The 12,819-nt window shown below is 69.0% G+C and carries 14 protein-coding genes; 6 read left to right on the top strand and 8 right to left on the bottom strand.

Going from position 1 to position 12,819, the window contains the following annotated elements; all coding sequences use genetic code 11:
• The first annotated feature begins 19 nt into the window (after positions 1-19).
• Entirely contained in the window at positions 20-373 is a 354-nt protein-coding gene (locus TBIF_RS12875) for a nuclear transport factor 2 family protein (protein WP_024795205.1), read from the top strand.
• A 140-nt stretch (positions 374-513) separates the two neighbouring features.
• On the opposite strand, the gene TBIF_RS12880 is transcribed toward TBIF_RS12875, so the two are convergent.
• The 8 genes from TBIF_RS12880 to TBIF_RS12915 all read right to left on the bottom strand — a co-directional run bounded on the left by TBIF_RS12880 (position 514) and on the right by TBIF_RS12915 (position 8,773).
• Positions 514-1,236, bottom strand: a complete 723-nt coding sequence (locus TBIF_RS12880; RefSeq protein WP_024795206.1) for a tyrosine-protein phosphatase — start codon at positions 1,234-1,236, stop codon at positions 514-516.
• A complete protein-coding gene (locus TBIF_RS12885; protein ID WP_024795207.1) occupies positions 1,233-2,792 on the bottom strand; it encodes a class I adenylate-forming enzyme family protein in 1,560 nt (519 codons plus the stop codon). The genes TBIF_RS12880 and TBIF_RS12885 overlap by 4 nt, the downstream gene beginning before the upstream one ends.
• A complete protein-coding gene (locus TBIF_RS12890) occupies positions 2,789-3,940 on the bottom strand; it encodes an acetyl-CoA acetyltransferase (RefSeq protein ID WP_024795208.1) in 1,152 nt (383 codons plus the stop codon). The genes TBIF_RS12885 and TBIF_RS12890 overlap by 4 nt, the downstream gene beginning before the upstream one ends.
• Positions 3,937-4,965: an acyl-CoA dehydrogenase family protein gene (locus TBIF_RS12895; RefSeq protein WP_024795209.1), complete on the bottom strand. Its 1,029-nt coding sequence runs from the start codon at positions 4,963-4,965 to the stop codon at positions 3,937-3,939. Before TBIF_RS12895 ends, TBIF_RS12890 begins: the two co-directional genes overlap by 4 nt.
• A gap of 15 nt (positions 4,966-4,980) precedes the next feature.
• Positions 4,981-6,153 (bottom strand): acyl-CoA dehydrogenase family protein, encoded by a 1,173-nt coding sequence (locus TBIF_RS12900; RefSeq protein WP_024795210.1) that lies wholly within the window; start codon positions 6,151-6,153, stop codon positions 4,981-4,983.
• 102 nt (positions 6,154-6,255) lie between these two features.
• The gene (locus tag TBIF_RS12905) at positions 6,256-7,023 is read right to left on the bottom strand and encodes an aldolase/citrate lyase family protein (protein WP_024795211.1); all 768 of its coding nucleotides are present in this window, start codon (positions 7,021-7,023) and stop codon (positions 6,256-6,258) included.
• Positions 7,023-7,865 (bottom strand): 2-oxo-hept-4-ene-1,7-dioate hydratase, encoded by an 843-nt coding sequence (gene hpaH / locus TBIF_RS12910; RefSeq protein WP_024795212.1) that lies wholly within the window; start codon positions 7,863-7,865, stop codon positions 7,023-7,025. The genes TBIF_RS12905 and hpaH overlap by 1 nt, the downstream gene beginning before the upstream one ends.
• A gap of 11 nt (positions 7,866-7,876) precedes the next feature.
• Positions 7,877-8,773, bottom strand: coding sequence for an alpha/beta fold hydrolase (locus TBIF_RS12915; protein WP_024795213.1), 897 nt, complete (start codon positions 8,771-8,773; stop codon positions 7,877-7,879).
• 326 nt (positions 8,774-9,099) lie between these two features.
• On the opposite strand from TBIF_RS12915, the gene TBIF_RS12920 reads away from it, so the two are divergent.
• From TBIF_RS12920 to TBIF_RS12940, 5 genes are read left to right on the top strand one after another with little or no spacing between them, the layout of a single operon-like run.
• Positions 9,100-9,390: a hypothetical protein gene (locus tag TBIF_RS12920; protein ID WP_024795214.1), complete on the top strand. Its 291-nt coding sequence runs from the start codon at positions 9,100-9,102 to the stop codon at positions 9,388-9,390.
• Positions 9,387-10,535, top strand: coding sequence for a thiolase family protein (locus tag TBIF_RS12925; RefSeq protein WP_024795215.1), 1,149 nt, complete (start codon positions 9,387-9,389; stop codon positions 10,533-10,535). Before TBIF_RS12920 ends, TBIF_RS12925 begins: the two co-directional genes overlap by 4 nt.
• Entirely contained in the window at positions 10,532-11,002 is a 471-nt protein-coding gene (locus TBIF_RS12930) for a Zn-ribbon domain-containing OB-fold protein (protein WP_024795216.1), read from the top strand. Before TBIF_RS12925 ends, TBIF_RS12930 begins: the two co-directional genes overlap by 4 nt.
• Positions 10,989-12,284, top strand: a complete 1,296-nt coding sequence (locus TBIF_RS12935) for an aromatic ring-hydroxylating oxygenase subunit alpha (RefSeq protein WP_024795217.1) — start codon at positions 10,989-10,991, stop codon at positions 12,282-12,284. Before TBIF_RS12930 ends, TBIF_RS12935 begins: the two co-directional genes overlap by 14 nt.
• 2 nt (positions 12,285-12,286) lie before the next feature.
• A complete protein-coding gene (locus TBIF_RS12940) occupies positions 12,287-12,799 on the top strand; it encodes an aromatic-ring-hydroxylating dioxygenase subunit beta (RefSeq protein WP_024795218.1) in 513 nt (170 codons plus the stop codon).
• Positions 12,800-12,819: the final 20 nt, after the last annotated feature.

Genomic DNA, 12,819 nt, shown 5'->3' on the forward strand with positions numbered 1-12,819 from the left:
AATGTGATGGAGGAATAGCGTGGTCGAACAATGGATTTTGGACTACTTTGCCGCATGGAGCGCAGAGGACCCTGAGAAGGTTGCCAGCTATGTCACCGAGGACTGCGTCTACGAGGACGTGAGCGCTGGGCACATTTCTCGAGGCCGCCGTCAGGTGGCGAACTTCGTCCGGCTCTCCAACAAGGCCGTGCCCGATGTGAGTTACGAGGTCGTGAGCGGGCACAGCACGGCGACCGCATATGCGGCCGAGTGGATCATGCAGCCCCAGGGCCTGCGCGGTTCCTCCGTCGGCACCCTGGTCGACGGCAAGATTTCGTCGAACCGAGATTACTGGGACGGTGCGAAGTTTCAGCCGGGTAGAGCTGACGCCTGATACCTGCCGAGATCCAGGCGTTGTGATCTGTCAATGACGAGCTCAACGATCGTAGAAATATCGAGGAAGGCCTCGCCCAATATGCTGGGCGAGGCCTTCTCCTGCTGGCGATGGGTGACTCTGCTCGGTTGTGTGGGATGTCAGGCGCGCTGTGGGCCTCGCAGGCGGTCCCGCCACCGCTGGAGATCGGAAGCGCTGGCGCCATGGTCGAGCAACCATCCAGACGGCCCAGTCGGCCAGCCGAGCAGGCGGTCGACGACGCTGGTGATTGCCTCCTCGGGAGCAAGCAGCCAACTGTCGGGAATCGGCCGGCTCCCCTTATGCCCCTTGGCCTTCCATCGGCTCTGCAGTGGGGACATGTTCGGGCCGGTGCGGAGGTAGTCGGTGATGACTGCGGAGGGTTCCACTTCGACGGCCAGGAGCAGCGCGGCGACGACCACCCCGGTGCGGTCCTTGCCCGCCGAGCAGTGCACGAACACGGGACCGTCGGCGTGGGCGACGATGGGCAGTAGGCCAGCGATCCGCTCGGCGGCGGTGTCCACGATGTTGTCGTAGAGGGTCGTCAGGTCGGGCGGCAGCTCGGCCGTCGGGGCGGCGGCGTCGTGCAGCGGTCGATGGTGGGCGGCGGTGCGGCCGGGCCAGTCGAACGGCGCCCGCTCGCGCTCGCCGACGGAGCGCAGATCCAGCACGGCCGCCGGGGGCCAGGTGGGAACCTCTGTGGGCAGCGTGTCCCCGGGGTAGGGCGCGTCGCCGCGGTAGAGGATCCCCGGCAGCGTCCGGGCACCATCGGCGAAGGGCAGCCCGGCGGTGTCGCGGAGATTGGCGAGCCGGTCGGTGCGGGCTGATAAAGGCTCTGCTGTCACGTCGAGTCCTCTGCTGTGGCGGGGGCAGTTCGCCGCTGGGCGCGCGGGGCCGGCGGATTCTCCCGGGCTAGCTCGCGCAGGCGATTGCGGTCGGTTTTGGACATGGCGGTGAGCGGGAGAGCATCGAGCAGGATCAGATGGTCGGGAGACTTGTAGTCGGCCAGCCGGTCCCGGGACCACGCGCGCAGGTCTCGCAGTTCGGGTGGTGCGGCTGGGTTTTCGGGAACCACGAACGCCACGCCGATCTCGCCGATGACGGGGGCGGGGTATCCGACCACCGCGGCGGACCGCACCGCGGGATGCTCCGCGAGGACCTGTTCGACCTCCACTGGGTGGATATTGAAGCCGCCGCGGATGTAGAGGTCTCCGGAACGGCCGGACAACGCGAGATTGCCGTCCTCGGTGAGCATGCCGAGGTCTCCGCTAACGAGATATCCGTCGGCGTCGAACGCGGCCCGGGTGGACTCCGGGTCACCCCAATAGCCGCGCATGACGCAGCCGCCCCGCACGCGCACGGTGCCGATTTGGCCGGGGGGCGCGTCGTGGCCGTCGTCGTCGGTGATGCGGATGGACATGCCCGCTTGGGGACGTCCGACGGTCCGGAACGCCACGTCGGCGGGGTCCCCGGGCTCGGTGCCGCAGATCGTCGGGGACTCCGTCATCGCATATCGCACGACTAGGGGCACCCCGATCAGCTCGGCGGTGCGGGAGACGAGGTCGGGTGAGGCGGGCGCGCTGGCGACCACTCCCACTCGGAGGTGGGGCAGTGAGTCGCGACTGACGCCGGGTTCCTCGAGCAGCTTCGCCCACTGGGTGGGGACCCCGCCGCCGACGGTGATCCGCTCCGTCTGCAGCACCTCGAACATGCGGGACGCCGACCAGGGCGCGGGGGAGATCACCACCGTGGTGCCCCAGATCAGCTGGTCCCAGAGCTTGGACATGTAGCCGGCATGGGGGAATGGGGTGGCGGACAGGCGGCGGTCATAGGGTGCGCTCATGGCTCCGGACGCGGCCGCCGACGCGGCGAGATTGTCGGCGTCGAACCACGCGCCCTTCGGCATTCCGGTGGTGCCGCTGGTGAAGATGATCGCAACCGGATCTTGCCGGGTGAGCTGGGGCGGCGGAACGGGCGCCGTCGAGCACGCGGTTTCGAGGTCCGAGCGGGCCAGCACGGGGACGCCTGCGGGCGCGGCGGGCAGGCCGGCGTCCGCATCGCGGATGATCAGACTCGGCCTCGCGGCGGCAAGCACCGCCGAGGTCTCACGAGGTCCGAGGCGCGGGTTCACGCCGGCGGTGACCGCCCCGGCCATGGCGATAGCCGCGTAACAGACCGCGTAGTCGATGCCGGACGGCAGCATCAGCGCGACGACGTCGCCTGTGGCCACACCTCGTCCAGCGAGGTGCGCGGCCAGGCCGCGGGCGCGGGATACCCAGTCCGCGAAGCTGATCCGCGTGCCGTCCGCCTCCACATAGGCGTCTCTAGCGCCGTGCTCGTGCCCCGCGGCGTCGAGTGCCGCGGGGACGTTGGCGAACCATCCGCTGAGCACCGGGGTCATGGCTGCTCAGCGCCGAGCAGCACCGTTCCGCTGGAGCAGAACCATCCGCCGGTGCCGCTGACAAGGGCGATCTTGGCGTCCTCGACCTGCCGCAGGCCGGACTGGCCCCGCAACTGACGGGCTGCCTCGACGATGAGGAACAACCCGCGCTGACCCGGGTGGCAGGCGGAGAGCCCGCCGCCGTCGGTGTTGGTCGGCAATGAGCCGCCGAGCCGGAGGGCGCCAGACTCGACGAAGGCCCCGCCCTCGCCCTTGGCGCAGAATCCGAGGTCCTCCATGGTGAGCAGCAGCATGTAGGTGAAGGCGTCGTATACCTGGGCCACGTCCACGTCGGCTGGGGTGAGGCCGGCCCGCGCGAACGCCATGGGGCCGGTGACCGACGCCGGTCCCACCGTCATGTCGTCCCACTGGCTGGTGAGCATGTGCGAGGTGGCCTCGCCGGAGCCGAGGACCCACACGGGGTCGGACTTGAGGTCCTTGACGCGATCCTCCGCGACCAGCACGACGGCGGCGCCGCCATCCGACCGGATGCAGCAGTGCAGCTTGGTGAACGGGTCCGCGATCATGGGCCCCGACAGCACGTCGTCGATGGTGATGGGGTCCCGGAACATGGCCTCGGGGTTGTCGGCGGCGTTGAAGCGCGCGGACACGGCGACCTCGGCCAACTGCTCGATGGTGGTGCCGTACTGGTGCATATGGCGCCGGGCGGCCATCGCGTACTTGGAGATCAGGGTGTGCCCGTAGGGGGAGTCCCACTGCAGCGGCCCGCGCGAGCCCCAGTTGATGTTGGCCCCGCGCAGGCCCTTGCGGATGTCGGCCCGGGCGGTGGAGCCGTATGTCAGCAGCACGACATTCGCGTGGCCCGCGGCGATCGCGTCCGTCGCGTGCGCCAGCATGACCTCCCACGACGCGCCGCCCACGGAGGTGGAGTCGATCCACCGCGGTTTGAGCCCCAGGTATTCGCCGACATCGGTCGGCGGCAGGGTGCCTTGTCCTGTGGAGGCCAGTCCGTCGACGTCCTGGGGTGTCAGGCCGGCCTCGGCCAGCGCGCGCCGGCTCGCCTGGGCCATGAGCTCGTAGGCGTTCTTGTTGTCTACGCGGCCGACATCGGAGAGGGCGACTCCGGCGATAGCGACTCTTCTGTTCACTGAGCGGGCTCCTGTGCGAGGAGGTCGGCGAGCACAGCATTGGGCTCCCCGAACAATTGGTTGAGGACATGTGCGCGCTTGAGATACAGGTGCGCGTCGTGCTCGTACGTGTATCCCATGCCGCCGTGGATGTGGATGTTCGCCTCGGCGTTGGCGATTGCCGCGCGCGAGGCCACGGATTTCGCGGCCAAGAGCTGGAAGCGCGCGTCGGGGCGGCCGGACTGCAGGCACACCGCGGCGAACAGGGTCTGGGATATCGCGGCGTCGGCGCCCACGGCCATGTCGGCGCAGGCGTGTTTGATGGCCTGGTTGACGCCGATCGGGCGGCCGAACTGGACCCGGGTCTTGGCATGGAGGGTGGAGGTGGCGGTCGTGGCCTCGGCCAGCCCGGCCAGGCCGGCGGTGGTGAGGAGGACGGCCCGGTCCCAGATGGACTCGACGTCGGCGGGGAGCCAGTGCAACACCGTTCCCGCAACCACGGTGGCGGCGCCCAGCCTGGTGCCGGGGTCGACCGATTCCACCGTGGTGATGTCGCCAAACTCGGACAACTCGAGCAGTGCGGCGCCGTGCTCGGAGACGGCGAGGGCGTGGGTCGCCCCAGCGCAGTCCAGGAGGTCGAAGGCGCCCTTGAACCCGTCGGGGCCGATCGCCGCGTCCCCGCGCGGCTCGGCGAGCCCGACCATCGCGTCGCCGGCGCCGATTAGCTTCGACAGTCGCGCGTCGCCGCAGTGCGCGGCAACTCGAGCCGCGAGAGTGGACGCGAGGAACGGGCCCGTCGCGAGGTTGCGGGCGAGCGCGGCGAACATCAGCACCTCGTCATCTAGCTTGAGGCCGGCGCCGCCGGAGGCCTCGTCGAGGCCCAGGGTTAGCAGGCCGAGCTCCGCGCCCTCCCGCCACACGTCCGCGTCGATGGCCGACGCCTCGGTGCGGCGAAGCCTGATGTCTGTGGAGGGCATCCGCGAGGAGACGAAGTCCTCGGCCGCCGCGACAATTTCTAGCTGCTCTTCAGAGGGGAGAAGATCCATGATCCCTGCTTCCTGTCACCGAGGGAGACCGAGGATGCGATCCCCGATGATGTTGCGCTGGATTTCCGACGTGCCGCCGCCGATGGACTGGGAGAACGAGTAGAAGTAGTTGCCGACCCAGCCGCCGCTGTCCCAGCGGGACGAGTCCCGCAGCGCGTCCGGGCCGACGATTTCCATCGCCAGCGCGGCCACCTCCTTGCACAGGTCGCCGTAGTGCAGCTTGAGCATGGAACCGCGTGGTCCGGGGGTGTCCGTCTTCAAGTTCTGGCAGATGCCGACATAGGTCATCGCGCGCAGCGACGCCACCGAGGCGCGGGCCCGGGCGAGCCGTCGCGAGATCTCGTCGTCGGCGATGGCGGGCCTGCGGCCGTCGGGGCCGACATGCTCCTTGGCGAACGAGATGAGGTCTTCGACGACCTTCGCGAGGCGGACCTGATTCGCGGTGAACGCGGTGCCGCGCTCGAACGAGAGGGTGGACATCGCGACGCTCCACCCGGCGTCGACCTCGCCGACGACATTGGCCAGCGGGATGCGGACCTCGTCGTAGAAGACCTCGCAGAACTCCTCGCTGCCCTCGATCGTCTGGATCGGGCGCACCTCGATGCCGGGGCTGTGCATGTCGCAGATGACCCACGTGATGCCCTGGTGCTTCGAGCCGGAGTTGTCGGTGCGGACGAGCAGCTCCTGGTAATCGGCGCCCGTGGCGAAGCTGGTCCAGATCTTCTGCCCCGTCACCACCAGGTCCTCGCCGTCGATCACCGCCTTGGTCCGGAGCGAGGCGAGGTCGGAGCCGGCGTCCGGCTCCGAGAAGCCCTGGCACCACACGGACTCGCCCTGGAGGATCCGCGGCAGGTGGAACGACTTCTGCTCCTCGGTGGCCCGGGTGATCAGGGTGGGGCCGGCGTGGCTCAGCCCCACGAAGTTCGCGTCGATCCCGGGGAAGCCCTGCGCGGCATACTCCTCGTACCAGATGAGCTGCTGCAGCAGGGTGAGCCCGCCGCCTCCGTACTCCTTGGGCCAGGCGATACCGGCCCAGCCGCCTTCCCACTGGGTGCGCTGCCATGCGGTGTCGTATTCGCGGATGCCCGCGCTGTCCCGAGGCCGAGGTTCGCGCGGCTTGTGCTCTGCCAGCCATGTGCGCACCTGGTCGCGGAACTCCACCTGCTCTCTCGTGAAGTCCAAATCCATGGGAGACCTTCCGTAGTGCCGGGTTGTAGTGGGCGTTGCGGAACGCCGTCCCTCCCATCCTAAGTGACGGGAGCGTCAGATGGAAGTCTTGTCAGTGAATCCTTACGGTGTTTCCGCGTAGCGGGAGGCCAGGGCCTCGCTGCCTCGCGCGAGGATCGCGATATCCGCGCCGACGAGCACGAACCGGGCGCCGGCCGCCATGTACCGGCGTGCCGTCTGCTCGTTGAAGGCGTTCACCCCAGCGAACTTTCCGCTGGCGACGATGGTGGATATCGCCTGTTCAATCACGCTAACAACCTCTGGCGCCTCCGGCTGGCCCAGGTAGCCCATCGACGCGGCGAGGTCGGCCGGGCCGATGAAGACCGCGTCGACCCCGTCGACCGCGACGATCTGCTCGAGCTCGGCGAGCCCGGCGACGGACTCGACCTGGACGGTGAGGGTGATCCCGTCGTCTGCGGTGATGAGATAGTCAGATGTTCGATTCCATCTGGAGGCGCGGGCCAGGGCGCTGCCCACGCCCCGGATGCCGACCGGGGGATACCGGGTCGCTGCGACCAGGGCCCGGGCCTGCTCCGCCGAGTCGACCATCGGCACGATCAGGTTGGTGGCGCCGATATCGAGGAGCTGCTTGATCGCCACCGGGTCGCCGGAGGCGGGGCGGATCAGGACCTCGACGGGGTAGGCGGCCACCGCCTGCAGCTGGGACAGCGTCGACCGGATGTCGTTGGGGACGTGCTCCTGGTCGAGCATCAGCCAGTCCAGGCCGGCCCCGGCGCAGACCTCCGCGCTGTAGGCGTTGCCCAACGCGATCCACATGCCGAACTGCGTGTCGCCTGTGCGCAGCCGCTCAATCCAACTGTTGGCGGACATCAGTCCTCCTCTTTCGCGAATGTGCAGGACACGGTGCCCAGGGGCCCGTAGTCGGCAACGAAGGTGTCGCCGGGCTCGGCGAAGATGGGGGTGGTGAACGAGCCCGCGAGGATCACCTCGCCGGCCTTGAGGCTGACGCCGTGGGGCGCGAGGCGGTTGGCCAGCCAGGCCACGCCGTGCGCGGGATGGCCCAGCACCGCGGCGGCCACCCCCGACTCCTCGATGGCCGCGTTGCGCAGCAGCAGCGCGGACACCCAGCGCAGGTCGATGTCGAGGGGGCGGACCACGCGGCCGCCGAGCACGATGCCCGCGTCCGCGGCGTTGTCCGCGATCGTGTCGACGATGGTCCGGCGGTGCCCGGTGGCGGGGTCGGTCATCTGCACCCGCGAATCGAGGATCTCGAGCGCGGGGGTGACGTACTCGCTGGCGCGCAGCACGTCGTACAGAGTGACGCCGGGGCCGCTGAGGTCCTCGCCGAGGATGAACGCGAGCTCCACCTCGATGCGGGGCTGGATGAACCGGCGCGCGGCGACGACCCCGCCGTCGTCGACGAACATGTCGTCGAAGAGCACGCCGTAATCGGGCTCCGTGATGCCGGCGTTGCGCTGCATCACCTTCGAGGTCAGGCCGATCTTGCGGCCGCGGACGGTGCGGCCGTCCGCCACCTTCAGGTCGGTCAGCGCGCGCTGCACCGCATACGCGTCCTCGATCGTCATCGCCGGATACTGCAGCGACAGCTGGGGGATCGGGGTCCGCGTCTTCTCGGCCTCGTATAGGCGCCGGGCGGTCTCGCGGAGCACCGCGTCGTCAATCCCGCTCGTCGGCAAGTTTTTCTCTGGCATGTCGTCCACTCCTACTTCGCGAGAAAGGCGAGCGCCGCGGGATTGAAGGCCTCGGGGTCTTCGAAGTGGGGCCAGTGCCGGACCTCCGCCATCTCGAAGATCTCCGAGTTGGGGATCACGCGGGCGACCGTGCGCGCGGTGTTCTGGTACTCGCCGTGGTCCTTGCCGGAGGCGACGACCATGACGGGGGCGGTGATCGTCGCCCACTTCTCCTCGGGGATGAGGTTCCGGTCTCTGGCCCCGGCCTCCTGCAAGATCAGTAGGTGATCGATCGTACTGCGGGTGTCCTCACGCTGGTAGATCGCCTGGCGCAGTGCGATGAGGTCGGGCAGGCGGTTGCTCTCGTCGGCCAGGAGGTGCTCGAAGATCTTGTGGATCGACTCCCAGGTGGGGTTGTTGACTGCGGCCGTGCGCTCGGCCCGGATGCGGGCCATGTTCGACGCGGTGGCGATCAGCCCCGCCGGGGACATGAGGATGACCTTGTCCACTCGGCCGGGGTGCTGGACGGCGAGCGCCGCGCTGACCCACGCGCCGAGCGACATCCCGATGAGGTGTGCCTTGTCCATCCCGAACTGGTCCATGACCGCGAGGACCTGGCGCACGTAGACGTCGATCTCGTAGTCGTAGTCGGGCTTGTCTGAGAAGCCGTTGCCGACCATGTCGATGGCCACACAGTGGTACTGCTCGCTGAGCGCGGCCAGGTTCGGGGCGAAGGTCTCCCAGTGCCCGCCGGTGCCGTGCAGGAGGATCGCGTGCGGCTTGTCGGGGGAGCCGGCCTCCGCGAATCGGGTGCGCACGCCCTCCACCTCGATGAATCCTTGGCGGAACTCGAGTTCCCGGAGGTATCCCCAGATGCTGCGGTGTCCCTCCGCTGCGCTGGCGGGTGCGAAATCAGGTGTCTCGGTCATGGGGTGCCTTCCGGTGGTCTCGAGTTCGATGTCGAAGTGGACGCAGACGCGGTCGTGATCGCGTCGCGGGGTGGTGGATTCTCCGTCCGGTCACCGCGCATCTGCCCACAGTGTGCATCTTGGTCTAAACGTAATCTAGTGTCTTGAACTGCGCTATCGCTAGTCATTGAGGTGGACTAGTTAATTCCGTGGCTCTTGTTTCTGACACTCGTATACGATAAGACTATGAGGGACGTTAGGGCGAAGGGCAAGCCGTCGGAGGAGTGGTCTGGCATGCCGGCGGCAGCGAGAGGCCCCTGGGCCGGTCATGGGAAGAGCTGAGGGTGATGGCTGAAAACGATGGAACCCGTCCAGGCAAGCGGAAGCTGCTGGCGGAGTTGGCGAATGAGTTCGCCGCGGTGCGGGTCTCGCTGGATGTGAGCGGCAACGGCCCGCGCCTGCTGGTGGAGGACGCGGAGGGCGAGGGCGAGATCTTCCTGTCGCCGCTGGAGTTGGCGAGCCTGTGCCTGGCGAGCCCGGAGGACCGCGAGCAGTGGATCCGGGTGGGCGCGTACCGGGGCTCACGCGATCCCTCGATGGGCAGGCTCCGGACGGTGCCGGGCGGAGCGGAATCGTGACGACCGCGCTCGTCGGCCTCGGGATGACGGCGATGTCGCTGACGCCCGGGGCCACCCCGCTGGGGCTCGCCTGCGACGCGGCCGCGGCGGCCCTCGCCGATGCCGGCATCGCGCACGCGGATGTCGACGGGCTGCTGGTCGGATCCTCTCAGGGCGTGCGGCCGGACCGGCTCGGCGTGGCATTCGCGGCGCAGGGCGGGTTCTCCGATCTGCGCCTGCTCGAGCACGTTGAGATCAAGGGCGCGACGACGATCGCGATGATTCAGCGCGCCGTGCTCGCGATCGAGTCCGGCGCCGCGCGCACCGTCATGTGCGTGTTCGCCGACGCCCCGTTGGTGGCGGGCAAGGGCGCGGGCTCGACCTACGCGCTCAGCGGCGGCCAGTCTGGCGCGCGGGGGCTGGAGCGGGCCTCCGGCGTGCTGGGCTCCGTCCCCACCTATGCCCTGCTGGCCCACCGGTGGATGCACGTGTCCGGTGGCCGCCCAGATGATTTGCGAGCGGTGGCGACCACCACGAGGTCGTGGGCGCTGGGCAACCCCGACGCGGTGGTGCGCACGCCTCTCGACGACGAGGGCTACCTCGCGAGCCCCATGATCTCCGACCCGCTGCGCAGGCTCGACTGCGCGCGCCCCGTCAACGGGGCCGTCGCGGTGATCGTCAGCGATGATCCGCAGGTGGGCGCCCAGCCCCGGCTGGTCGTGCGCGGCACCGGTCGATGCCATCCCGTCCGCCATCGACGCGCCGGGGCCGAGTCCTGGTTCGGCGGCGGACGGCGAGCCGTGGACGACGCGTGCGGGCAGGCCGGGATGTCCCGGGCGGACCTCGACGTGGCGCAGTTGTACGACCCCTTCTCGGTGGTGACGCTGATGTTGCTCGAGGAGTACGGGCTCACCGACGGGGCTCGGGCCGGCGACTTCGTTCGCGCGGGGGAGACCGGGCCGGGCGGGAAGTTGCCCACGAACACCGGTGGGGGCCAGTTGTCCGGCTTCTATCTGCAGGGGATGACCCCGCTGGCGGAGGCGATGCTGCAGCTCCGCGGGCAGGGTGGGGCCAGGCAGGTCCCCGACGCGGCGACCGCTTTGGTCGGCGGCATCGGCGGCCGGGCCGACCACCACGCGGCGATGATCCTCGAGCGTGCGGCATGAGCGCGGGCGCGCAGGCTGCGGACTGGCTGCTGGAGCCGGCGCTCGCCCCCGTGGTCGACGGCGACCTGCTGGCTCCGCTGTATGCGGGCGCGGCGCGCGGCGAGCTGGTGCTGCCGGCGTGCGGCGGCTGCGGGCTGCCACTGGATCTGGAGCAGCTCGTCTGCGACGGGTGTGGGCAGCGGGAGATCGTGTGGCGGGCCGTGGCGCTCGCCGGCGTGGTCCACTCCGCCACCACCATGCACCGATTCGAGCCCGGATTGGTGCGCGCCAGCGAGCCCTACCCGATCGTCGATGTCGAACTGCGCAGCGGTCACCGGCTGATCATGACGACGCTCGAGCACCAGCGCGTGCCCCCGGACATCGGGGAGCCCGTAGCCATCGCATTCCGATACCTCGGCGGTATTGCTGTCCCCGCCGCCCAGTCCAACCCCTCAATTGATACGGAGGCCCACCATGACAAGCATTGAATCGGCGCCGACACCGGCCGCGGACGAGTTCGACGTTACGGACTTCGTGCAGGAGGCCCGCGTTGATGGCGCCGTCTACACCTCGCCGGCGATCTACCAGCGCGAGCTGGACACCATCTACAGCAAGGGCTGGGTGTACGTCGCCCACGAGAGCGAGGTCACCGAGCGCGGCGACTACCTGACCCGCAAGATCGGCACGAACCCGGTGATCGTCGCGCACGGCAAGGACGGTGAGGTCCGCGTCCTGCTGAACCGGTGCACCCACCGTGCCAACAAGCTGTGCAACGCGGAGAAGGGCAACGCCACGAACTTCCGCTGCCCCTACCACGGCTGGAACTTCAGCAACGACGGCTCGCTCACCGCGGTCCCGATGCGCGAGGGCTACGGCGACGCCTTCCAGGCGGTGCGGGACGAGCTGGCGCTCGCGGAGGCGCCGCGCGTGGACAGCTATGGCGGCTTCATTTTCGCGTCGATGGCGCCGGAGGGCATCACGCTGCTCGAGCACCTCGGCCGCTCCACCAAGGCGATCGACCGACTGCTGGCCTTGTCCCCGACCGGGGAGATCGACCTGCGCGCGAACTGGATGAAGCACCGCCACCTGGCCAACTGGAAGATGGTGGTGGAGAACAACGTCGACGGCTACCACGCGCTGTTCACCCACAAGTCGGTCTACGACGCGATCCGCCCGGCCAAGGTCTCGCACATTCCCTCGAAGGTGAAGGTCGTGGTTCGCGACCTAGGCGAGGGCCACTCGGAGATCGACTACGCCGAGGAGTACCGCAAGCTGGATGAGGAGTTCATCTGGTACGGCCGCACCACGCGGGAGAGGCTCCCCGAGTACGCCGCGGCCATGGAGGCGAGCAAGTCGCCGGAGGAGCTGCACGACGCGCTTGTGGTCGGGCCCCCGCACACGCTGATCTGGCCGAACCTGTTCCTTGCCGAGATGAACGTGATGTACGTCGAGCCGATCGGGCCGGAGATGACCATCGCGTACACCACGCCGGTGCTGATCCCGGGCCAGGACAAGCTGAACCAGCGCACCATCCGCCGTGCGGAGGGCGCGATGGGCCCGGCCGGCTTCCTCATCGCCGACGACGGCGAGATCGGCATGCGCAACCAGGCGGGGCTCGCGGCGACGAACCCGAAATGGCTGGTGCTCGCGCGCGGGCTGGAGACCGATTTTGAGGATGAGACCGGAATCGTGAACAACGACAAGAGCGCGGAGACCCCGCAGCGAGGCTTCTACCGCCAGTGGGCGGCCGTCGTCGGACAGGAGATCTGAACATGACCACCATGGATTACGACGTCGAGAACGACGCGCCCAGGGTCCTGCCCGCCCCCGACGCGGACGTCGCCGCCTTCCTGAACCTGGAGGCGCGGCTCGCCGACGAGGCCCGCTACTCCGATTGGGAGGAGCTGTGGGCCGAGGACGCCCTGTACTGGGTGCCGATGCGCCCGGAGGACGACCCCGCGGTCAACCTCTCGTACATCTACGACAACCGGCACCGGATCAAGAGCCGCGTCGCCCAGCTCAACACGGGCAACAGGCACTCCCAGACGCCGCCGTCGGTGATGCGCCGGATGCTCTCCAACCAGGAGGTCCTGGCGGCCGACGCGGACACGGTGACGGTCGCGTCGAACTTCGCGCTGTTCGAGTTCCGCTACAACCAGCGGGTCTGGGCGGGCCGGGTGGTCCACAAGGTGCGGCGCACGGACGACGGGTTCCTGCTGGTGAGCAAGACCGTCCACCTGATCAACGCTGCGGGCGCCGTCGACACCCTGGCGTTCCTGATCTGAGAAACCGAAGGTTGCGACCT

It is taken from the genome of Tomitella biformata AHU 1821, from assembly GCF_000524475.1.
Taxonomy (GTDB): Bacteria; Actinomycetota; Actinomycetes; order Mycobacteriales; family Mycobacteriaceae; genus Tomitella; species Tomitella biformata.